We start from the raw sequence: 22,003 nt of genomic DNA, 5'->3' as shown, positions 1-22,003 counted from the left end.
TTTCGGTCATGAGCAGTGCCGCCGCCTTCTCGTACGCACCCCTGCTGCCGACCGGTCCCGACCTGACGGAATACCGCCTGGTCACCGACGAGGGCGTGGACGTCGTCAACGGCCCGGGAGGCCGCCGGTTCCTGACTGTGGATCCGGGCGCGCTGACCGCGCTGACGGCCGAGGCGATGCACGACATCGCCCACTTCCTGCGCCCGGCCCACCTGGCTCAGCTCCGCTCGATCATCGACGACCCGGCGGCCTCGCCGAACGACCGCTTCGTCGCGCTCGACCTGCTGCGCAACGCCAACATCGCGGCCGGTGGCGTGCTGCCCATGTGCCAGGACACCGGCACCGCGATCGTGATGGGCAAGCGCGGCCGGCACGTGCTCACCGACGGCACCGACGCGGAGGCGATCTCGCGCGGCGTCTACCAGGCGTACACCCGGCTCAACCTGCGCTACTCCCAGCTCGCCCCGCTGACCATGTGGGACGAGCGGAACACCGGCAGCAACCTGCCCGCCCAGGTGGAGCTGTACGCCGAGGACCCGGACGGCCACGCCGACGCGTACAAGTTCCTGTTCATGGCCAAGGGCGGCGGCTCGGCCAACAAGTCCTACCTCTACCAGGAGACCAAGGCGCTGCTGAACCCGACGCGGATGATGCAGTTCCTGGAGGAGAAGCTGCGGCTCATCGGCACCGCGGCCTGCCCGCCGTACCACCTGGCCATCGTCATCGGCGGCACCTCCGCCGAGTACGCGCTGAAGACCGCGAAGTACGCCTCCGCGAAGTACCTGGACGCGCTGCCCACTGAGGGCTCGATGAGCGCGCACGGCTTCCGTGACCTGGAGCTGGAGGCCGAGGTGCTGGAGCTGACCCGCAACTTCGGCATCGGCGCGCAGTTCGGCGGGCGCTACTTCTGCCACGACGTGCGGGTGGTCCGGCTGCCCCGGCACGGCGCCTCCTGTCCGGTGGCGATCGCGGTGTCCTGCTCCGCGGACCGGCAGGCGGTGGCGAAGATCACCCCGTCGGGCGTCTGGCTGGAGCGCCTCGAGACCGACCCGGCCCGCTTCCTGCCCGACGTGACAGACGAGACGCTGGACACCGAGGAGGTGGTCCGCGTCGACCTGAACCGGCCGATGGCCGAGATCCGCGCCGAACTGTCGAAGTACCCGGTGAAGACCCGGCTGTCCCTGACCGGCCCGCTGGTCGTGGCCCGGGACATCGCCCACGCGAAGATCGCCGAGCGGCTGGACGCGGGCGAGCCGATGCCGCAATATCTGCGCGACCACGCGGTCTACTACGCCGGCCCGGCCAAGACCCCCGAGGGCTACGCCTCCGGCTCGTTCGGTCCCACCACCGCGGGCCGGATGGACGCGTACGTGGAGAAGTTCCAGGCGGCCGGCGGCTCGATGGTGATGCTCGCGAAGGGCAACCGGTCCGCCCAGGTCACCCGCTCCTGCCAGGCCCACGGCGGCTTCTACCTCGGCTCGATCGGCGGCCCGGCCGCCCGGCTGGCGCAGGACTGCATCAAGCACGTCGAGGTGCTCGAATACGCCGAGCTGGGCATGGAGGCGGTCTGGAAGATCGAGGTGGAGGACTTCCCCGCCTTCATCGTCGTCGACGACAAGGGCAACGACTTCTTCGCCGAGGTCACCAAGCCGGTGCTCACCGTCGGCCGGCGCTGAGTTCGGACGTATGCGAGGGGCGCCCGGGAGTGAACCCGGGCGCCCCTCGGCGTGTCCGTCGTGCATCGACATCGGTGCGCCTGCCGACCGAGCGGCCGACAGGCGCACCGCCCCCGTCGGATGTCGTCACCGACAACCCGCGACGAGTCTGGGTGCCGTCGCTATCGGATCGCTATCGCCTCGACGAGGCGTTCGGTGACCGTAGGGCTACGCTGCTGGAAGTTGCATGCGGCGGGCGGGGGCGCGGGTGCGGTTCGGGATCTTGGGACCCTTACGGCTTGGCGGTGGCGAAGCCACAGTTACCGCGGGCCGGGACCGGACCGTGCTCGCCATGCTGTTGCTGCGCCCGGGCCGTGTGGTGCCGGTGGAGGACCTGGTCGACGCCGTCTGGGAGGAACGCCCTCCGGCCACCGCGCGGACCCAGCTCCAGATCTGTGTGTCGCGACTGCGGCAGCGGTTCGCGGCGCTCGGGCTGCCGGCTGACACGATCGTCACCGACCCGGCCGGCTACGGCTTGCGGGTGGGGCCGGACGACCTCGACGCGGAGACGTTCGCCCGTACCGTCGAGGCGGCCCGAGCCGAGGCCGCCACCGGCCGGCTGACCGACGCGCGGCACCGCTTCCGGGCCGCCCTGGATCTCTGGCGCGGCCCGGCGCTGGCGGGCATACCCGCCCAGAGTGTGCGGCGGCGAGCCCAGGCGCTCGACGAGCAGCGGCTCGCCGTGCTGGAGGAGTGCGTCGACGTCGAGCTGCGGCTACGCCGAGCGGCGGAGCTGGTCGACGAGCTGACCGAGGCGGTCGACCGCAACCCGCTGCGGGAACGGCTCCGGGGGCAGCTCATGCTGGCCCTCTCGACGGTCGGCCGCCACGCGGACGCGCTTGCCGTCTACCGGGAGGGCCGGCGGATCTACGCCGAGGAACTGGGCATCGAGCCCGGCGCGGCGTTGCAGGAACTGCACCAGCGGCTGCTCGCCGGTGACCTGGCGCTGGGCGGGCCGGAGAGCCGGACCGGCACCCCGGTGCGGGCGCTGCCACGGGCGATCAGCGACTTCACCGGACGGCGGCAGACCGTGGCCCGGCTGGTGAAGGAGATCGAGGAGGAGGCAATCCGCGTCCAGCTCATCGACGGCATGGCGGGCAGTGGCAAGACGACGCTCGCCGTCCAGGTGGCCGGCGCGGTCGCCGATCGGTTTCCCGACGCGCAACTCTTCATCGACCTGCACGGGCACAGCGAACGCAGCCCGGTGGCCACGACCGCGGCCGTGGCCACCCTGCTCCGGCAGCTCGGCGTACCCCCCGAGCGGGTGCCGGTCGACCTGGCGGACCGGCTGGCGACGTGGCGTTCGGAGCTGGCCGGCCGGCGGGCCGTGGTGGTGCTCGACAACGCCGCCGACGCCGGCCAGGTCGCGCCGTTGCTGCCCAACGGGCCGGACTGCCTGGTGCTGATCACCAGCCGTCGCCGGCTGGTCGGCCTGGACGCGGGCCGGCCGTCCTCGCTGCCGGTGCTCGACAGCGACGAGGCGGTCGAGCTGCTGGCTCGGGTGGCCGGCGTGGAGCGGGTCACCGCCGAGCCCGAGGCGGCGGCGGAGGTGGCCCGGCGCTGCGGTCATCTGCCGCTCGCCCTGCGGCTGGCCGGGGCCCGGCTCGCGCACCGGCCGCGCTGGCGGGTGGCCGATCTGGCCGAGCGGCTGGCCGGGGCGTCCGACCCGCTGGCCGAGCTGGTCGCCGGCGAGCGCTCGGTGGCCCGGGCCTTCGCGCTGTCGTACGAGCAGGTGTCACCGGTCGCGCAGCGGGTCTTCCGGCTGCTCGGGCTGCACCCGGGCGTCCACGCCGACAACCGGGTGCCGGCGGTGCTCGCGGAGCTGCCGCTGCCGGCGGCCCAGGACGCGCTCGACGAGCTGGTCGACGCGCACCTCGTCGAGGAGACGGAACCGGGCCGCTACCGGCTGCACGACCTGATCCGGGAGTACGCCCGGATGCTCGGCGCGCAACGCGAGTCGCCCGAGGAGCGGAGGGCGGCGACGGCCCGGCTCCTCGACTTTCACCTGCACGTCGCCGCGATCCTCGTGAAGTCGCTGGAACCGGTCGTCCTGCACCCCCTGCCGGAACCGGCGCGGCCCGACCTGGTGGCGGCGGCCACCGGCCTCGGCCGTCAGTGGCTGGAGGAGAACAGGCCGACCATGACGGCGCTCGTCCGGCTGGCCGAGAACGAGGGTTTCCTCCGGCAGTGCTGGCAGCTCGCCCGGGTCGGCTGGGCGATGAACTTCTACGGCGGTCATCTCGACGATCTGGTGGAGACACACCAGATCGGACTGCGTGCCGCCGAGCGTCTGGGTGACGACGAGGCCGTGGCGACGATGCTCAACTATCTGGCTTCGGCGGACTACCGCCGGGGGCGGTTCGCCGAAGCCGTCCGGCGGATGGAGGTGGCGGTCGGCATCTACCGGCGGCTCGGCCGCCCGGACGAGTTGAGCAGGGCGCTCGGCAACCTCGGCACGGCGTACGGAGTCGACGGGCATCCTCGGCTGGCCATCGAGGTGTTCGAATCGTTGGCGGTGCTCACCCGCCGGCTGGCGGACCCGACCGCGCTGATCAACTGGCTCAACAACCTGTCGTTCACCCTGATCGGGATCGGCCGCTACGACGAGGCCGCGCGGATATGCCGCAACCAGATGGCCCTGGCTCGGCAACGCGGCGACCTGCGGCAGCTCGGCAATGCGATCGGCCACCTCGGCATGGCGCGGCACCGGCGTGGGGAGTGCGGCCCCGCGCTCCGGCTCCTGCGTGCCGCCCTGGGACTCAAGCGCCGGGTGGGCAACCGCTACGGCGAGGGTGAGCTGCTCAACGAGCTGGGCGCGCTGGAGCGCGAGGAGGGCCGGCCGGAGTCGGCCGCCCGGCTGCACTGGGAGGGGCTCGTCGCCATGACCGACGCGGGGGATCTGGTCGGGCAGTGCGCGTCCCGGAACCTGCTGGCCCGGGCGATCCTCGACCAGGGCGACGTCGCCAGCGCGCTGGACCTGCACCGTCGGGTGCTCAGCGACGCCACCCGGCTCAGCGCCCGCTACGAGCAGGCCCGCGCGCTCGACGGCATGGCCCGCTGCATGGGGCACACCGACGCCGACCAGGCCCGCCGGTACGCCGGCCGCGCGCTGGCGCTGTTCCGCCAGGTCGAGTCGCCGGACGGGCGGGAGACCGAGGAGCTGCTGGCGGAGCTGGGCTGAGGGCCGCGCCACTTTCCCTGCACACCGCCGGGAGGCGCGGCAGGATGGTAGGCGTGACGACTCCAGAGGCGACCGGCTACCGGATCGAACGCGACTCGATGGGCGAGGTGGAGGTGCCCGCCGAGGCGCTGTGGCGGGCGCAGACCCAGCGCGCGGTGCAGAACTTCCCGATCTCGGGGCGCGGGCTGGAACCGGCCCAGATCAAGGCCCTGGCGCAGATCAAGGGGGCGGCGGCCCTGGTCAACGGGGAGCTGGGGGTGATCGACGCGGACGTGGCGCAGGCGATCGCCACCGCCGCCGCGCACGTGGCCGAGGGCGGCTACGACGACCAGTTCCCGGTGGACGTGTTCCAGACCGGCTCCGGCACCTCGTCCAACATGAACACCAACGAGGTGATCGCCACCCTGGCGAGCCGCGAGCTGGGCCGGGACGTGCACCCGAACGACCACGTCAACGCGTCGCAGTCCAGCAACGACGTCTTCCCCACCTCGATCCACCTGGCCGCCACCCAGTTCGTGGTTGAGGATCTGATCCCGTCGCTGAAGCAGCTCGCGGGCGCGCTGGAGGAGAAGGCGGCCGAGTTCGAGACGGTGGTCAAGGCCGGGCGTACCCACCTGATGGACGCCACGCCGGTCACGCTCGGGCAGGAGTTCGGCGGCTACGCCGCGCAGGTCCGCTACGGCGTCGAGCGGCTGGAGTCGGCGCTGCCCCGGCTGGCCGAGCTGCCGCTGGGCGGCACCGCCGTCGGCACCGGCATCAACACGCCGCTGGGGTTCGCCGACCGGGTGATCGGCAAGCTGCGGGAGTCGACCGGTCTGCCGCTGACCGAGGCGCGCAACCACTTCGAGGCGCAGGGTGCCCGGGACGCGCTGGTGGAGACGTCCGGCCAGCTCCGTACCATCGCGGTCGGCCTCTACAAGATCGCCAACGACGTGCGCTGGATGGGCTCCGGGCCGCGCGCCGGGCTGCGTGAACTGCGCATCCCCGACCTCCAGCCGGGGTCGTCGATCATGCCGGGCAAGGTGAACCCGGTGGTGGCCGAGGCGATGCGGCAGGTCTGCGCCCAGGTGGTCGGCAACGACGCGGCGGTGGCGTTCGCCGGGTCGCAGGGCGACTTCGAGCTGAACGTGATGCTCCCGGTGATGGGCCGCAACCTGCTGGAGTCGATCAAGCTGATCGCCGCGTCCAGCCGGCTGTTCGCCGAGCGGCTGGTGGCCGGCCTGGTCGCGGACGCCGAGGTCTGCCTGGCGTACGCGGAGGGCTCGCCGTCGATCGTCACCCCGCTCAACCGCCACCTCGGGTACGACGAGGCCGCCTCGATCGCCAAGGAGGCGCTGGCCAAGCAGGTGTCCATCCGCGAGGTGGTGATCTCGCGGGGTCACGTCGACTCGGGCACGCTCACCGAGACCCAGCTGGACGAGGCGCTGGACCTGCTCCGGATGACCCACCCCTGAGGGCGGCGCCGGTAATTGCCTCGACCCGTCACCGTGCGCGCGGCATGATCCGACCGTGCGTGACGACGGTGGCGTGTTGCTGGAGACCGCGCGGCTGACGCTGCGCCGGTTCACGACGGACGATGTGGACCGGCTGGTGGCGCTGGACGCCGACCCGGAGGTCATGCGCTTCCTGACGGGCGGCGTGCCGACCCCGGCCGGGACGTTCCGGGACGAGGTGCTGCCCCGGGTGCTCGCGCAGTACGACAGGTTCCCCGGGCTCGGCCGCTGGGCGACGCTCGACCGGTTCACCGGCGAGTTCCTCGGCTGGCACTCGCTCGACCCGTCCGACGACGGCGCCGAGGCGGAACTGGGCTACCGGCTGCGCCGCGCGACGTGGGGGCACGGGCTGGCCACCGAGGGCGCGCGGGCGCTGGTGCGCCACGCGTTCGACACGGTCGGCGTCCGCCGGGTGTGGGCGCAGACGATGGCGGTGAACGACCGTTCCCGTGCGGTCATGGCCCGCGCGGGGTTGCGCTACGTCCGCACGTTCCACCTGGCCTTCGACGACCCGATCCCGGGTACGGAGCACGGCGAGGTGGAGTACGAACTGCGCCGCGACGCCTGGCCCGCGATCCGTCAGGAGTGGGACGCGGCGGCCCTGCGGGCCCGGTAGGCGCTCACCGCAGCCCGGTTGCCGCAACCGGCGTCGCAGAACCGGCGGGACCGGTTCCGGGACAGGTCGACCAGCACGTTGTCGCAGTCGGGGTGGTCGCAGTGCCGCAGCCGGCTCAGTTCGCCCATCCGGACCAGGTCGGCCATCGCCATCGCGGCTTCGACAGCCATCCGGGTCGCCAGCGGTGCGTCCTGTGGTACGGCGTGCACGTGGTACGGCTCGTCGTCGTGCCGGACGAGTTGCGGCAGCGCGTGCGACTCGCGCAGCAGTCCGTTGACGATCGCCACCACCTCGTCGATGTCGGCGTACCAGATGCGGCGCAGCCGGGGCCGCAGCGCGCGGACCTGACGCAGTTCGGTCTCGGAGTGCTCGTGTCGGCCGCTCCACCCGTGCATGGTGAAGAAGCCGTCGAGGGCGGTCACGTCGGGCAGCCCCTCCCGGCCGTTGCCGGCGGTGTTCACCAGCGCGGCGGCGGCGACGAGCGCGCATTCGGTGTCATGAGCAAAAAGCAACTTGACTCCTGTCAGGGGCTCCGCCTAGCGTCATCAGCATAACCTTCCTTCACTCATGACCGGGAGATGCCGATGCGGGAACGGTCAAGCGTCGGGCTCGGCCTGGCACTGCTGTCCGCGATCACGTTCGCCACCTCGGGCACCTTTGCCCGTCCGCTGATCACCGGTGAGTGGTCGGCGGTCGCTGTGGTGATCGCCCGGGTCGGCATCGCCGCCCTGGTGCTCGCCGTCCCAGCGGTGCTGGCACTGCGCGGCAGGTGGGCGGTGCTGCGCCGCAATGCGGGCACCGTCGTGCTGTTCGGGCTGCTCGGCGTGGCCACGGCGCAGGCGTGCTTCTTCAACGCGGTCCGCTACCTCCCGGTCGGCGTGGCGCTACTGCTGGAATACCTCGGCATCGTGCTCGTGGTCGGATGGATGTGGCTGGTCCACGGGCAGCGCCCCCGGCTGCTCACCGTGGCCGGCTCGGTCACCGCCCTGTGTGGACTGGGACTCGTCCTCGACCTCACCGGCGCCGCGCGACTGGACGCGGTGGGCGTGCTGTGGGGCCTGGGCGCGGGCGTCGGGCTGGCCGGTTACTTCGTCATCGCCGGCCGGATCGACGCGGGCCTGCCCTCGGTGGTGATGGCCAGCGGCGGCATGGCCGTCGGCGCGCTGGTGCTGCTCCTGCTCGGCGGCCTGGGAGCGCTGCCGCTCGCGGCCGGCACCGCCGACGTCACCTTCGGCGGGCACCGGGTGAGCTGGCTGGTGCCGATCGCCGGGCTGTCGCTCATCGCCGCAGTGATCGCGTACCTTTCCGGGGTCGCCGGCACCCGGCTGCTCGGTGCGCGGCTGTCCTCCTTCGTGGGGCTGACCGAGGTGATGTTCGCGGTGCTGATCGCCTGGCTGGTGCTCGACGAACTGCCCAGCCTGATCCAGCTGGCCGGCGGCGTGCTCATCCTCGGCGGCGTCGCGCTGGTCCGGGCGGACGAACTGCGGGGCACACCGTCGGCGCCTTCGCCAGCCGAGCCGGTGCTGGCAGGCGACCGATGAGCGAGCCGCGTGGCGCTGTCGTCTTCGACGCGGACGAGACACTCGTCGACCTGCGCCCGGCGGTCACCGGTGCCCTCGTCGCCGTACTGGAGGAGATGCGGCGGCGGACCCCGGCGGCGGCCGGGGTGGTGCTCGCGGACCTGGAGGGGGACTGGGGTGCCGTCTTCGGCGCGCTCAGCGGCGCCCCGGTGCAGGAGATCCGGCGGGCCGCGCTGGCCCGCTCGCTGGCCCGGGCCGGGCTGGAGGCGGACCTGGACGAGTTCGCGGCGTTGTTCTTCGCCCGCCGGTACGCGCTGAGCCGGCCCTTCCCCGACGCGCTGCCCGCGCTGGCGGCGCTGCGCCCGCACCACCTGCTGGGCTTCGCCACGAACGGCAACAGCCGCGCCGAACGCTGCGGCCTCGCCGGGCAGTTCGCCTTCGAGCTGTACGCGCACGAGGGTGGCCTGCCCAAGAAACCGGCGCCGGAGTTCTTCGCGGCGGTGGTGGCGGCGACCGGGCTGCCCGCCGCGCGCATCGTCCACGTGGGCGACTCGCCGGCACACGACGTGGCCGCCGCCCAGCGGGCCGGGCTGCGCACGGTCTGGCTCAACCGGGCCGGGCTGCCCCGCCCGCGCGGCCTCGAACCCGACGCCGAGGTGTCCACCCTGGCCGGACTGTCCACGGTGCTCGACACCTTGACAAACGCGAATGCCTAGTTGAGGCCGATAACGGACGTCGATCTGGCGGAACCGGCTCCCGTGATGTGGGATGACACCACGTCCCTCAACGAGAGGATCTGATGTGGTGAGCAAGCGCTTCACCGTCGGCGCGGTCGCGGCTGCGGCCTCGCTGGCACTCACGGTGACCGGCCTGAGCATCCCGGCGAACGCCGCGCCGTCGGAGTTCCGGACCTTCACCGTGCTGGCCGAGAGCGGCGTCTCCAGCGACGCCGCGGTCGCCGCGATCACCGCCGCCGGCGGCAAGGTCGTCGCCCGCACCGACGACGTCGGCCTGTTCCAGGTCACCAGCGACCGGGCGGACTTCGCCAGCCGGGCCACCGCAGCGGGCGCGCTCGTCGGCGCGGCCGAGGAGAAGGCGATCGGCCGCAAGCCGAAGCTGGACCGGGTCGAGCAGGAGCACCTGCTGGCCGCCGCGGCGTCCAAGGGCAAGGCCGCCAAGGGCAACGGCAAGAAGATGGACCCGCTCGACGACAAGCTCTGGGGTCTGGACATGATCCGGGCCGACAAGGCCCGCAAGATCGAGCCGGGCGACCGCCGGGTCACCGTCGGCATCCTGGACACCGGCGTCGACGCCAGCCAGCCCGACCTGGCGCCGAACTTCAACTGGGCGCTGTCGCGCAACTTCGCCCCGGACATCCCCGAGGTCGACGGCCCGTGCGAGGTGGCGAGCTGCCTCGACCCGGTCGGCACCGACGACGGCGGACACGGCACGCACGTGGCCGGCACCATCGGCGCCGCCGCGAACGGCTTCGGCCTCTCCGGCGTGGCCCCGAACGTCTCCCTGGTCGAGCTGAAGGGTGGCCAGGACAGCGGCTACTTCTTCCTCAACCCGGTGGTGAACGCCCTGGTGCACGCGGGCCGGTCCGGGCTGGACGTGGTGAACATGTCCTTCTACGTCGACCCGTGGCTCTACAACTGCACCGCCAACCCGGCCGACTCGCCGGAGGCGCAGGCCGAGCAGCGCACCGTCATCGAGGCCATGAAGCGGGCGCTCAACTTCGCGCACCGCAAGGGCGTCACGCTCGTCGGCTCGCTCGGCAACAACCACGAGGACCTGGGCGCGCCGCGCACCGACGTGAGCAGCCCGGACTACGGCGCGGACCCGTACCCGCGCCCGATCGACAACGCGACCTGCTGGGACCTGCCGGTCGAGGGTCCGCACGTGATCGGCGTGTCGGCGGTCGGCCCGTCCGGCAAGAAGTCCGACTACTCGAACTACGGCACCGAGCAGATCTCGGTGGCGGCGCCGGGTGGCTGGTTCCGCGACGGCTTCGGCACCGACACGTACCGCACCGACGCCAACATGATCCTCTCCACGTACCCGAAGAAGGTGCTGCAGGAGGAGGGGTCGGTCGACGAGAACGGCAACATCGTCGCCGGATTCGAGAACTCGGTGTTCAAGCAGTGCACCGCCAAGGGTGAGTGTGGCTACTACACCTACCTGCAGGGCACCTCGATGGCATCGCCGCACGTCTCGGGCGTGGCGGCGCTGATCGTCAGCAAGCACGGCAAGAAGGAGGGCCGCAACGGCTACGGCATGGCGCCGAACCTGGTCGAGCAGCACCTCTACCGGACGGCGGCCGAGCACGCCTGCCCGGAGCCGCGGCTGCAGAGCTACACCAACGAGGGCCGGGACGCCGAGTTCGACGCGTACTGCGCGGGCTCGCTGAACTTCAACGGCTTCTACGGCTACGGCATCGTCGACGCCTACGCCGCCGTGAAGACCCCGGTCAAGCCGAACATCCGGCCGTAACGAGCGTTTCTCCGAGGTGGCGGTGTCCGGTGGTCCCGGACGCCGCCACCTCGGCGTTCCGGCCCGCTTCACGGCCGCCACCCCCGGGCCACCAGGGCGGCGCGGATCTCCCGGACCAGGACGGGGAACTCCTTGCGCAGACGGCGGCCGGTCACGTGCAGCACCAGCCAGCCGGCCGCGACGAGCTGGTTGAGCCGCCGCCGGTCGAGGTGCGTCCGGTCCGCGTCGGCGTGCCACTGACCGTCGTACTCGACAGCGACCCGGAACTCCGGCCAGGCCAGGTCGGGGTGCAGGATCAGCCCGGTCGACACCCGCACCGGATACTGGGCCACCGCGCGAGGCAGGCCGGCGAGGACGAGACGGACCCGCAGGTGGGACTCGGGCGGGGACTGGGACAGCCCGTCGGTCAGGCCGAACACCCAGGCCGCCCGCCGCCCACCGGGGCGGGATGCGTTCCGGGCCGCCTCGCTCGCCAGCGCCGACCGGTTCACCGAACCGGTACGCAGCAGCCCGTCGATGATGCCGACCGCCTCCACCGGATCGGCCCAGACCGCAGTCTCCCAGGCGCAGGCGGCCGGCTCGGTGCGTGGCGGAGGCCCGGTCAGGATCATCACCGCGCCGGGAGACGACTCCGCGAACGGGTTCGATGCGGCGGCGGAAGCCGCCGAGACGGTCCGGCCGTGCGGTCCGGGCCCCCTCGCGGCGCTGCCGACGGGGACCAGAAGACCGCTGCGTGTGCTCGACATCGGGGCGTGGTGCACCCGGACACCCGGCTGCGAGTCGGCCCGGACCGTGGCCGGCAGGAGCACGTGCACGTCGTCGGTGAAGCCCGCGGCGTGCTCGACCCCGTGCAGGTAGGCAGCCGACGGACCGGCTACCGCCGCGCCGGGTGGCAGGCGCAGCAGCGCCGCGCGGCAGGCGAGCGCGTGGTCGCGGTCCAGTCGCGCGTCGGCGTAGACGTCCTGCCGGAGCCGGATCCAGGACGCGCCGCGTAGATGATGCCGGGACAGCAGCCCGCGCCGGATCGCTTCCGAGCCCCGGAAGACCTGCCAGGCCAACTCCGGCGGTCGATGAGGATGAGGTGGCATGGGACGAGCGTGGCGGCGCACGGGTCGAGATCGGTACCCCTGTGGACAGCCGCCACCGTGCCGTCCTCCGCGCCCTGTGGACAACCCCCGCACGGCCCTGTCCGCGTGCTATAGACCCTCGGCCTGTCCATGATCGGCTCCAGCTCGGGGAGGTGGTGGTGTCCGGGGCGTGTTGATGCAGCCACTTCGCCGAGCTGACGTCGGGGCCGGTCAGGAGAGCGCGGCGGCAACCGCCTCGGCGGCTGCGGTGACCTGGGCGCCGACGTCCGCCACGTCGAGCGGGGTCAGCGACACCACCCCGACGCTGCCCTCCAGACCCGGTACGCCGAGCACCGGTGCCGCCACCCCGTACGCGCCCGACTGAAGCTCACCGCTGGTGCTCACCGGCCCCGGATCACCGGCCCGCCCGGCCAGCACCGCCCGGCCGGCGGCCCCGCGTTCCAGCGGATGCCGAGTGCCCGTCCGGTACGCCACGTGGAAGGACGTCCAGCTCGGCTCGACCACCGCGAGCGCGACACCCTCGCCGCCCTCGACCACAGTCAGGTGGGCGGTCGCACCGGTGCCCTCGGCGAGCCGGCGCAGCGCCGGCAGCGCACCCTCGGCCAGCAGCGGCTGGGCGCGGCGGGCCAGGTGCAGCACGCCCACGCCGATGCGCAGGCGGCCCTCACCGTCGCGCCGCAGCATCCCGTGGCCGGTCAGCGCGCCGACCAGCCGGTAGACGGCCGCCCGGCCGATGCCCAGCCGGTGCGCCGCCTCGGTGACCGTCAGCCCGCCCGGCGCGTCCGCGACCAGGTGCAGCAGCCGCAGGCCCCGGTCCAGGGTCTGTGCCGTCTCTCCCGTGCGCGCCGCCGTGTCCACAGCACGCAGCGTACGACCCGGCTCCGGCCAACCCGGAAATGTGCGGACGGCTACCCTTGGGAGGTGACGCTACGCCTGTATGACACCGCCACCCGATCGGTGCGGGACTTCGTCCCGCGGGAAGCCGGCAAGGTGGGGGTCTACCTGTGTGGTCTCACGCTCCAGGCCCCGCCGCACATCGGCCACCTTCGCTCCGGCGTCAACTACGACGTGCTGCGCCGCTGGCTGCTCGACAAGGGCTTCGAGGTCACGTTCATCCGCAACCTGACCGACATCGACGACAAGGTCCTGGCCAAGGCGATGGAGCAGGACCGGCCGTTCTGGTCAATTGCGTACACGAACGAGCAGATCCTCGCCGCCTCCTACCGGGCGCTCAATGTGCTCCCGCCGACGTACGAGCCGCGGGCCACCGGGCACATCCCGGAGATGCACGAGCTGATCGCCCGGTTGATCGAGACCGGTCACGCCTACCCGGCCACCGACGGCTCCGGCGACGTCTACTTCGACGTGGCCTCCTGGCCGGCGTACGGCTCGCTGTCCGGCCAGTCCCCGGCGGACATGCAACCGGCCGGTGACGCCCCCGACCGGGGCAAGCGGGACCCGCGCGACTTCGCGCTGTGGAAGGGCGTCAAGCCGGGCGAGCCGGCCGACGCCTCCTGGCCGTCGCCGTGGGGTCGTGGCCGGCCCGGCTGGCACATCGAGTGCTCGGCCATGTGCTGGCGCTACCTGGGCCCCGAGTTCGACATCCACGGCGGCGGGCTCGACCTGACGTTCCCGCACCACGAGAACGAGATCGCCCAGTCGCAGGCCGCCGACCTGCCGTTCGCGCGCTACTGGGTGCACCACGGCCTGCTCGGCATCGGCGGCACCAAGATGGGCAAGTCGCTCGGCAACACGCTCGACCTCGACTACGTGGCGTCGCTCGGGGTCCGCCCGGTGGAGCTGCGCTACTACTACGTCGCCGCGCACTACCGGTCCCGCATCGACTACTCGGAGGACGCGCTGCGCGAGGCCGCCGTGGCGTACCGGCGGATCGAGGGCTTCGTGCAGCGGGCGGCCGAGCGGGTCGGCGGCGGCCGGCCCGGCGGCCTGCCGGCCGGTTTCACCACCGCGATGGACGACGACCTCAACACCTCGGCGGCGCTCGCGGCGCTGCACGAGGTGGTCCGTGACGGCAACACCGCGCTGACCGCCGGGGACGATGTGACCGTCCGCACGGCGCTGGCCGCCACCCGGGCGATGCTGGATATCCTCGGCGTCGACCCCCTGGATCCGGCCTGGACCGGCGGCGGCCGCACGGACGACCTGCGCGGCGTGGTGGACTCCCTGATCGCGCTGGCCCTGGAGCAGCGCGCGCAGGCCCGCGGCCGCAAGGACTGGGCTGCCGCCGACGCCGTACGCGACCAGCTCAAGCAGGCAGGCGTGGTCGTCGAGGACACCCCCCAGGGCCCGCGTTGGACTATTGGAGAGCAGGACTGATGGCCGGCAACTCGCAGCGCCGTGGCCGGCGACTGACGCCGAAGGCGGGTGCCCCCAAGGGCACCGGTGGCAAGAACAAGGACTCGCTCGCCGGGCGGGGCCGCACGCTGCCCGCCGACGAGCGGCCGTGGCACAAGGCGTACTCGGGCACGGAGAAGCTGCCCCAGCGCACCGCCTGGAAGCAGGACAAGGAGCGCCGCGCCGCCGCCGAGGAGGGCCGCGCGCCCAAGATCGGCCAGCCCGGCACGAAGGACACCACCTGGGGCAAGGGCGGTGGCCGGGGCACGCCCACGACCAAGGGCCGGGGCGGCAAGCCGGCCGCCGGCCGGGGCGGTCCCCGGGTCGCGCCGGGCCGCAAGGCCAACCCGGCGAAGGACAGCCCGGAACTGCTTGTCGGACGCAACCCGGTGCTGGAGGCGTTGCGCACCCAGGTGCCCGCGACCGCGCTCTACACCGCGCACGGCATCGACATCGACGACCGGGTCAAGGAGATCGTCCGCACCGCCGCCGACCGGGGGATCGCGATCCTCGAGGTCAGCCGCGCCGAGCTGGACCGGATGACCGGCGGCGTGCTGCACCAGGGCGTCGGTCTCCAGGTGCCGCCGTTCGCCTACGAGCCCTTCGACGACCTGGTCGCCGCCGCGCTGGAACAGGCCGCCCCGCTGCTCGTCGCGCTGGACGGCGTCACCGACCCGCGCAACCTCGGCGCGGTCATCCGGTCGGCCGCCGCGTTCGGCGCGCAGGGTGTCTTCGTACCCGAACGGCGTGCCGCCGGGATCACCGCGACCGCCTGGCGCACCAGCGCCGGCGCGGCCGCGCGCGTGCCCGTCGCCCAGGTCACCAACCTGACCCGGTCGCTGAAGGCGTGCAAGGAGGCCGGCTTCGTCGTGGTCGGCCTGGACGCCGACGGGCAGACCGATCTGTACGACCTGGAAGCAGCCGTCGGCCCGCTCGTCGTGGTGGTCGGCTCGGAGGGGCGCGGGCTGTCCCGCCTGGTCGGGGAGACCTGCGACCTGACCGTCAGCATCCCGATGGTCTCCGACGTGGAGTCGCTCAACGCCAGCGTCGCCGCCGCGGTCACGCTCGCCGAGGTCGCCCGCCGCCGGTCCGTCGAGGGCTGATCGAGAGCAACGAGAAGGGGCGGTCCGCCGTGGCGGGCCGCCCCTTTTCGCGTACGTACGTCAGATCCGCTGGCCGGTGGCGGAGTGGAAGACGTGGCTGCGGCCGGTACGCGGCTTGACGAACACGGTGTCACCCATGTTCGGCATGCTGCGCCGGTCGGTACGGACCACGAACCGCTCGTTGTGGCCCTCCAGCGCGGCGTGGCCGTAGACGTTGGCGTCCGAGCCGAGGTCCTCGACCAGTTCGACCACGACCGGCATGCCGCCCTCGGACGGGCTGACCAGGTCGCAGTCCTCCGGCCGGAAGCCGACGGTGACCTTGCCGTCGCCGCCCTCGGCGCTGGCCGCCTGGACCTGCTCGCGGGTCAGCGGCACGATCATCTCGGCGAACGCGCCGCCCTGCTCGGTCAGCTTCACCGTCTTGATGTTCATGGCGGGGGAGCCCATGAAGCCGGCGACGAAGACGTTGGCCGGGGTGTCGTAGAGCGCCCGCGGGGTGTCCACCTGCTGGAGCACGCCGTCGAGCATGACCGCCACCCGGTGACCCATGGTCATGGCCTCGACCTGGTCGTGCGTGACGTAGACGGTGGTGACGCCCAGCTTCGCCTGCAGCGAGGCGATCTGGGTACGGGTCTGCACACGGAGCTTGGCGTCGAGGTTCGACAGCGGCTCGTCCATGAGGAAGACCTGCGGCTCACGGACGATCGCGCGGCCCATGGCGACACGCTGGCGCTGACCGCCGGAGAGCGCCTTCGGCTTGCGGCTGAGGAACTCCTCCAGCTGGAGCAGCCCGGCCGCCTCCTTGACCCGCCGGTCGATCTCCGCCTTCGAGGTCTTGCGCAGCTTGAGCGCGAACGCCATGTTCTCGTACACCGTCATGTGCGGGTAGAGGGCGTAGTTCTGGAAGACCATCGCGATGTCGCGGGCCTTCGGCGGGAGGTGGGTGACGTCCCGGTCGTCGATGTAGATCGCGCCGTCGTCGACGTCCTCCAGGCCGGCGAGCATCCGGAGGCTGGTGGACTTACCGCAGCCGGACGGGCCGACCAGGACGAGGAACTCCCCGTCACCGATCTGGAGGTCGAGCTGGTTGACGGCGGGGCGCTCGGTGCCCGGATAGATCCGGGACGCCTTCGCGTAGGTGACCGTAGCCATGATGGAGCGCTTCCTTTCACCGGCAGGAACGTGCCGGACGATCCGAGTGAAGGAGCGACCGGCGCCCAAGGCACCGGCCAACGGGGTCGTCGCTCAGGCAGCCGAGGCCGGCCGGAGTGTCGTCCGTGTCACTGCACGGTAAACGGCTTTCGCGATCGTGCCAAGACGTGGCGCTCGGGATGGGATGGACGGCATACACATAACGGTCAGTCGGGCACTGCGAGGCATCAATCTCCCGGTTGGGAGCGTGACCAGGTGATGATCCATCGGCCGCGCCGGTCGGGATGCCGACGTTTTCCGTGCTCGGGAGCCCTGCGAGGCGGGATTTCCGGGGGCAAGTCGCTATGCTGAGCGCGACGCACGCGCCCCTGTAGCTCAGCTGGCCAGAGCACTCGCCTTGTAAGCGAGATGTCGCCGGTTCGATCCCGGCCGGGGGCTCCAATTCCATCAGGCATTTCGCGGCGGCGGCCGCCGCGAGACGGCCGGATGACAGCAACGCGGTTCATGACAGCCGTTTGTCGAGCTTGCCGAGCGCCTGACGCATCGCGTCGAGGTTGGCGTGGGCGTAGAACTTCAGCGTGACCTTGACGTCGGCGTGCCGGGCGATGGCCTGCACGACGTGCGGAGAGATGCCCGGCTCTATCAGCAGCGACACCACCGTGTGCCGGAGGTCGTGCAGCCGGACACCGGGTAGGCCGGCGGTCCCACGCAGCCGGGGAATAATCGGCTGAGGTTGGTGGGCTCCATCGGAGTGCCGCGCTCGGAGGGGAAACTTCTGGTGCTCCGTCAGGCTCAGCCAGGTAACCGCGGGCAGCGGCAACACCGCCTCGGAATCCTCGGTCTCGGCGTCCACGATGTGAAGCGTCCCGGCGACTCGCGGAACGGTCTGCTGAACCCTCAGGGTGCCTGGTCGCCCGATGACCGGCCGGGTCGGTGGCGGGTTCGTGGGCGAGTCCTTCGCGGTCGGTGCTTTGTCGGTCGCGGGCGACAGCGGCGGTGGTGGTGGTGTTCGCGAGCAGTGCGTCACCCGACGTGTGCCACCTGACTCTGGCGAAGGGAGGGTGCCGACGATGAGCGTCGTGTCCTCGACGACCTGCTCGACAGGTAAGCCGGCGGCGGCCGGGACAATGTCGAGTTGGCGCCCGAGCATGCTCAGGGGTACCACCCTCACGTAAGCCTCGCCTGCTCGAACACCACCCAAGCCGCAGGGCCGATTGCTGAAGTGCTATGTCTTCAAGGCGGCCCGCAACGGGCCGCACGCGCCGCCACCAGGGCGCGCGGCCCTTCGGCGTTGCGCCGTTGCTGGACCACGCGAACGCCCGCTGGCTGGCGCGGAAAAGCATGGAGCCCGAACGGGCCGCAGCAGAACGACAGGCCGTTGACTGGTGAGGGGTGACCGGCAGCCGGCCGGGCCGCGCGGCCAAGAGCCCGCGCGGTGTAGAGGAGCGCACGCCGGCGAGCTGGAGGCGGTCGCGGGGCGACGGTTAATGTGCCTCCGGCGGCGGCCGCCCTCCGGCTCCAAAGCGGTAGGGCTCTGTCAGTGGGTCACAGTGCCATGGTGGGTGCGGCGAGCCATCTGCCGCCATCGACCCCGGGCGAAGCCGAGCAGACCGGCACCCGACCCGCCAGCGTCCGAACTTGAGTCAAGGTCCGCTTGACGTGGCGGGTCGGGCGGCGGCCCCACTCCACAGGGAATGCGGGTCGATGGCAGGCGGGATTGCAATGCTGAGCGGGGCGAGCTAATTTCTTATGCGTACTCGCGGCCGTAGCTGGTGGGACGAGAACACGTCTGTGAACCGTCGTCGCGGACGGCGCAGACCGTCACTCGCACCCGCGCGACAGCCTTGAGTCCGTCAGGGTCGCCAATCGTGAAGTTGTAGTTCACCCACGCATTGTTATTCTGTCCAGACGAAGTTCTCGTGGTTGAGTTCATCTTTTTGCTCTCTCCGTCATAAACCTCGAAGTAGGCCGTTGTGTGATCAACGTTGTCTTGGTCGATCAATGCTGTCGTCCACACAACCCCCTGAACGCCGACCGAGCGGTTGTACCAGGTGATACTTCCGTTGGCGGAGTCGCGATAAGCGGTAGGGGCGTCAACGCTGAAGGTGCTCGTGGGATAGGCAGCCTTAGCGGGTGCTGCGAAGGCTAAGGACGCAGCCGCGGCGGCGAGGGCCGAAGCGCCGATCTTTGCCATCTTGCTGGGGCGATACCTGGTTTCGGTCACGCGGATCCTCCTGTTTGCCGTGGAGCCTCGTACTCAACTATGTAGAGGCAAGATCCTCTATATGTAAATCCGGATCTTACATGATTCGCTGCCTCTATCAAGCCCGCCGATCTTGAGAAGTCCAAAGGTGGGGAACTCGGGGCACGCAGGGCATAAGGCACCTTCAAGCGTCGACATCCAATCATTATCGACAGCAACCCACGACGGGGCGCCGGCCAGCGGTCGGCCAGGTCGTCACGGGTCACAACCAAGCCGGTCTAGTGCGCGACGTCGCCGTTCGATCCCGGCCGCTTCCATCCCAGGCCGTTGCCGCCGCTGCCCGGCTTTATCAGCAGCGACCGGACGGTGTGTTGCATGAACTGGTCAGGCAGAGCCACGACTGTCGGCACCTGCGGGCTCCCAGAGCTGGACCACGTTGCCCTCCGGGTCTCGGAGGCTCGCGAACCTGCCGTTCGGATACTCCTCGGAGTCCACCTCGACGTCGATGCCCGCATCGCGCAGTTGGGCGACCATCGCGTTCAGGTCCGCGACGCGGAAGTTGAGCGACCAGGAGTGCTCGGGACCACCGAAGTGCTCGGAGTCTGCCGGCATGGCAGCCAGGACGGTAGGACCGGGCTTCTGCCACCAGGAGGACACGTCGTAGGACTCCGGCGCCAGATCGACCCCGAGATGGGTGGCGTACCAGTGGTTGATCCGGTCCGGGTCGTGGGCGCGGAAGAAGACGCCACCGATGCCCGTCACGCGTTCCATGATCTTCTCCCCGCTGGGCGCCGTCCGGCCGAGCCTGCCGGGTTCAGGCTAGAGAGGCCCCCGGCATCTGACGAGCACCATTCCGGCGCGCAGGAGCGAAAGTCGCGGAGGCCGATGCCACGCAAGCCGGAAGGCACTTCCGCCGCCGTAGCATTGCTTCCTCCGATCACCGCGGCGCACGCTCGCCGGGTCCGCGAGACGAGCACGGACGACGACGCCTGGGCCGCTCGGTGGGCCCACCGGTTCACGGACCGGCTTCAGGCCGCCGAGGACGGCCCACTGCACAGCGGTCGCTGGACCCTGGCACGAGGAATGCCGGGCTGGGGTGTGCCGGAACACTGGCAGCGGTTCCAGGCCGTCGACCCTGATCGTGGGCACATCACCTGGTTCGGCTACGGCGACCCGGACGAGGACCAGCGCGACGTCCTGCCGTTGCGCAGACTGTCTCCGGCGAGCGCCGGCCGGGTCCGCTCGTATCGACGGCAACTGCGGGAGGGCATCCTGCCTCCGGCGCTGCTGTGGTGGGTGAGCGGGTTGAACACTCTGCTGGTGCTCGACGGTGACGACCGCATCACCGCGGCCCTTGCCGAGCAGGCCGTGCCGGAGGTGCTGGTGCTCGCGCCGGCAGCCGATCCGGAACTCGCTTCGGCCTGGCAGCGTCGGCTCGTCCGGGAGTACGTGGGCAGGATGACGAGTCCGCACCCTGCACGGGGCGACTCCGTATCGCGGAAGCTCGCCACGGCGCTCGGCGACATCGCCCGCACGGAAGGGCGGACGCGTGCATGGCCGCTGCCCGGCGGACCGGCGGCTTGGGAGCGGTACGCGACGGATCTGGCACCCGGTTGGGCCGCAACTGGTCAGTCCCAGAAGTGGAACAGTAGCTCGCCGACGGTGGCCGGTTTCCAGTAGCCGATCTGGTCGTGTTCGACGCGGTCGAGGGCGCTCAGGTCGGCCTGCGACAGCGGGGTCCCTAGCTGGTCGACGGTGAGGGCCCGGGCGTCGGTCAGGTCGGCGAGGACAGCGGCGAGGCCGGGGTGGTTGACGAAGGTGAGGGTGGCGTCGCCGCCGGCTCGAGGGCGGGCGAAGGCGATGAACGGCACTGTGACGTGCCGCAGCACCGCGACCGCGTGTCGGTGTCCGGCTTCGGCGACGTCGGCCGTGTGGAAGCTGGGGGTGACGCCGGCGGGGTGACGCCGGTGACGGTGGCGCCGATGGCTCGGGCGGCGTGGTGACAAACGGCGGTGAATGCCCCGACGTCTGCTCGTTCGCCGGGTGCGTGGAAGCCGGTGGCTCCGGGCGGCAGTCTCATGGTCGGGCTCCGTGATTGTCGAGGCCGCCGATGACGCCCTCGCCGGGCACACCATGCCCGGCGAGGGCGACCGTACGTGGATCGGTCAGGCGGCGTCCACGGCGAAGGCCCGGAAGGTCGCCACGTTGTCGGCCGGGTTCGCATCCGTCTGAGGCGTCAACCACTCGGCCTGCACTTCGAGACTGATCTCGCCCAGGTCACCGACTGTCGTGCCGAAGTAGTCGAGGTGAAGATCGAAAGTGCGTTCCTCGCCCTCCGCGATCGGTCCGCCGGGCACACACTCGTGGCTGCACTCCTCGGTCCAGGGCCAGCCGAAGTCCGCGGACAGGTTGTGGCCGCTGATTCGCACTCCCCGGTGCGGAGCATCGGTGTGGGCGCTGACCGTCACTCGGACCGTGCCCGCGAACCCGCCTGCGGGGTGACGTACCAGGGTCAACGGTCCGGCTACGGAGACGGACAGGTCGACCTGGGTGTCCTGGACGTACGGCTGCGGGTCGGCGAGCGAGCCGGTCGTGGAGCGGAACCGGGTACGGAACGTCTCGTCGGTGACCGTCTGGCCGTCGACGGTCACGGCGAGCCGCCCGTTGCCGGCCTTCATCGCGTAGGCCTGGACCGCGGTGAGGACCTGGAAGTCGACCCGGAAGCGACGGTGCTCACCGGGCATGAGCCGGCCGCCCGGCACCTCGCACTCGACCCGGATCCGGCCGTCGGGAAGCTGGTGCCCGCTGCTGTAGCAGCTGGTGGCCCAGGCGTCGTTGAGGTAGGAACCGACGATCGGCTCCGTGACGACGTACCGGGCGAAGGTCGGCTCGGCGCCGTGATAGGTGAGGTCGACCTCCAGCGAGCCGCGGTAACCACGCTCGGTCGGCTCCAGGACGAGCCGGTCGGCGACAGTGGCGGTGGAGCCGGTTGCCGCTTGTGCGGGCGCCCCGGCGAGCGCCAGGGATGCGACGACCCCGAGCGCGGCAGCCAGGATGATGGCCAATCTGGTACGCATGGTCCTC

The 22,003-nt window shown here is 71.5% G+C and carries 19 protein-coding genes and 1 tRNA gene; 11 read left to right on the top strand and 9 right to left on the bottom strand.

Annotation, left to right across the window (positions count from 1 at the left end):
• The first annotated feature begins 8 nt into the window (after positions 1-8).
• From ACQP26_RS28520 to ACQP26_RS28505, 4 genes are all read left to right on the top strand, one after another.
• The gene (locus tag ACQP26_RS28520) at positions 9-1,676 is read left to right on the top strand and encodes a fumarate hydratase (RefSeq protein ID WP_269703707.1); all 1,668 of its coding nucleotides are present in this window, start codon (positions 9-11) and stop codon (positions 1,674-1,676) included.
• 247 nt (positions 1,677-1,923) lie between these two features.
• Positions 1,924-4,896 (top strand): BTAD domain-containing putative transcriptional regulator, encoded by a 2,973-nt coding sequence (locus tag ACQP26_RS28515; RefSeq protein WP_433494454.1) that lies wholly within the window; start codon positions 1,924-1,926, stop codon positions 4,894-4,896.
• 44 nt (positions 4,897-4,940) lie between these two features.
• The gene (locus tag ACQP26_RS28510; RefSeq protein WP_269703711.1) at positions 4,941-6,350 is read left to right on the top strand and encodes a class II fumarate hydratase; all 1,410 of its coding nucleotides are present in this window, start codon (positions 4,941-4,943) and stop codon (positions 6,348-6,350) included.
• 55 nt (positions 6,351-6,405) lie between these two features.
• Positions 6,406-7,005 (top strand): GNAT family N-acetyltransferase, encoded by a 600-nt coding sequence (locus ACQP26_RS28505; RefSeq protein ID WP_269703714.1) that lies wholly within the window; start codon positions 6,406-6,408, stop codon positions 7,003-7,005.
• Here the strand turns inward: ACQP26_RS28505 and ACQP26_RS28500 are convergent.
• Positions 6,969-7,517: a CGNR zinc finger domain-containing protein gene (locus ACQP26_RS28500; protein ID WP_269703716.1), complete on the bottom strand. Its 549-nt coding sequence runs from the start codon at positions 7,515-7,517 to the stop codon at positions 6,969-6,971. The genes ACQP26_RS28505 and ACQP26_RS28500 overlap by 37 nt on opposite strands.
• Positions 7,518-7,583: 66 nt before the next feature.
• Here ACQP26_RS28500 and ACQP26_RS28495 point away from each other — a divergent pair, with 66 nt between their 5' ends.
• The 3 genes from ACQP26_RS28495 (at position 7,584) to ACQP26_RS28485 (ending at position 11,018) form a co-directional block, all read left to right on the top strand.
• Complete coding sequence (locus tag ACQP26_RS28495; protein ID WP_433494453.1) at positions 7,584-8,546, top strand: EamA family transporter; 963 nt, start codon at positions 7,584-7,586, stop codon at positions 8,544-8,546.
• A complete protein-coding gene (locus ACQP26_RS28490; protein WP_433494452.1) occupies positions 8,543-9,241 on the top strand; it encodes an HAD family hydrolase in 699 nt (232 codons plus the stop codon). Before ACQP26_RS28495 ends, ACQP26_RS28490 begins: the two co-directional genes overlap by 4 nt.
• Positions 9,242-9,329: 88 nt before the next feature.
• A complete protein-coding gene (locus tag ACQP26_RS28485) occupies positions 9,330-11,018 on the top strand; it encodes a S8 family serine peptidase (RefSeq protein ID WP_433494451.1) in 1,689 nt (562 codons plus the stop codon).
• A 68-nt stretch (positions 11,019-11,086) separates the two neighbouring features.
• Here the strand turns inward: ACQP26_RS28485 and ACQP26_RS28480 are convergent, their stop codons facing one another.
• Together ACQP26_RS28480 and ACQP26_RS28475 are read right to left on the bottom strand one after the other, a co-directional pair.
• Complete coding sequence (locus ACQP26_RS28480) at positions 11,087-12,106, bottom strand: hypothetical protein (RefSeq protein WP_433494450.1); 1,020 nt, start codon at positions 12,104-12,106, stop codon at positions 11,087-11,089.
• Positions 12,107-12,316: 210 nt separating this feature from the next.
• On the bottom strand, positions 12,317-12,964 hold the full coding sequence (locus tag ACQP26_RS28475; protein ID WP_047891141.1) for an IclR family transcriptional regulator: 648 nt from the start codon (positions 12,962-12,964) through the stop codon (positions 12,317-12,319).
• 63 nt (positions 12,965-13,027) lie between these two features.
• On the opposite strand from ACQP26_RS28475, the gene cysS reads away from it, so the two are divergent.
• Entirely contained in the window at positions 13,028-14,443 is a 1,416-nt protein-coding gene (cysS, locus tag ACQP26_RS28470; RefSeq protein ID WP_281579598.1) for a cysteine--tRNA ligase, read from the top strand.
• Complete coding sequence (gene rlmB / locus ACQP26_RS28465; RefSeq protein WP_281579599.1) at positions 14,443-15,564, top strand: 23S rRNA (guanosine(2251)-2'-O)-methyltransferase RlmB; 1,122 nt, start codon at positions 14,443-14,445, stop codon at positions 15,562-15,564. The genes cysS and rlmB overlap by 1 nt, the downstream gene beginning before the upstream one ends.
• Positions 15,565-15,624: 60 nt before the next feature.
• On the opposite strand, the gene ACQP26_RS28460 is transcribed toward rlmB, so the two are convergent.
• Positions 15,625-16,716, bottom strand: a complete 1,092-nt coding sequence (locus ACQP26_RS28460) for an ABC transporter ATP-binding protein (protein WP_433494449.1) — start codon at positions 16,714-16,716, stop codon at positions 15,625-15,627.
• Positions 16,717-17,080: 364 nt separating this feature from the next.
• On the opposite strand from ACQP26_RS28460, the gene ACQP26_RS28455 reads away from it, so the two are divergent.
• Positions 17,081-17,157, top strand: a tRNA-Thr gene (locus ACQP26_RS28455).
• 61 nt (positions 17,158-17,218) lie between these two features.
• Here ACQP26_RS28455 and ACQP26_RS28450 read toward each other — a convergent pair.
• From ACQP26_RS28450 to ACQP26_RS28440, 3 genes are all read right to left on the bottom strand, one after another.
• Positions 17,219-17,569, bottom strand: coding sequence for a tyrosine-type recombinase/integrase (locus tag ACQP26_RS28450; protein WP_433494448.1), 351 nt, complete (start codon positions 17,567-17,569; stop codon positions 17,219-17,221).
• Positions 17,570-18,463: 894 nt separating this feature from the next.
• The gene (locus ACQP26_RS28445; RefSeq protein ID WP_433494447.1) at positions 18,464-18,940 is read right to left on the bottom strand and encodes a hypothetical protein; all 477 of its coding nucleotides are present in this window, start codon (positions 18,938-18,940) and stop codon (positions 18,464-18,466) included.
• A 363-nt stretch (positions 18,941-19,303) separates the two neighbouring features.
• On the bottom strand, positions 19,304-19,690 hold the full coding sequence (locus ACQP26_RS28440) for a VOC family protein (RefSeq protein WP_433494446.1): 387 nt from the start codon (positions 19,688-19,690) through the stop codon (positions 19,304-19,306).
• Between the two features lie 114 nt (positions 19,691-19,804).
• On the opposite strand from ACQP26_RS28440, the gene ACQP26_RS28435 reads away from it, so the two are divergent.
• Entirely contained in the window at positions 19,805-20,599 is a 795-nt protein-coding gene (locus tag ACQP26_RS28435; RefSeq protein WP_433494445.1) for a hypothetical protein, read from the top strand.
• Here the strand turns inward: ACQP26_RS28435 and ACQP26_RS28430 are convergent.
• Both ACQP26_RS28430 and ACQP26_RS28425 read right to left on the bottom strand, forming a co-directional pair.
• A complete protein-coding gene (locus ACQP26_RS28430; protein WP_433494444.1) occupies positions 20,548-20,808 on the bottom strand; it encodes a hypothetical protein in 261 nt (86 codons plus the stop codon). The two genes, ACQP26_RS28435 and ACQP26_RS28430, sit on opposite strands and share 52 nt — an antisense overlap.
• A 276-nt stretch (positions 20,809-21,084) precedes the next feature.
• Complete coding sequence (locus ACQP26_RS28425) at positions 21,085-21,996, bottom strand: hypothetical protein (protein WP_433494443.1); 912 nt, start codon at positions 21,994-21,996, stop codon at positions 21,085-21,087.
• Between the last annotated feature and the right edge of the window lie 7 nt (positions 21,997-22,003).

This window comes from Micromonospora sp. CA-248089, from assembly GCF_050948515.1.
Classification (GTDB): domain Bacteria; phylum Actinomycetota; class Actinomycetes; order Mycobacteriales; family Micromonosporaceae; genus Micromonospora.
Note: the sequence above shows the minus strand (reverse complement) of the source record. Positions and strands in the feature narration are given on the sequence as shown.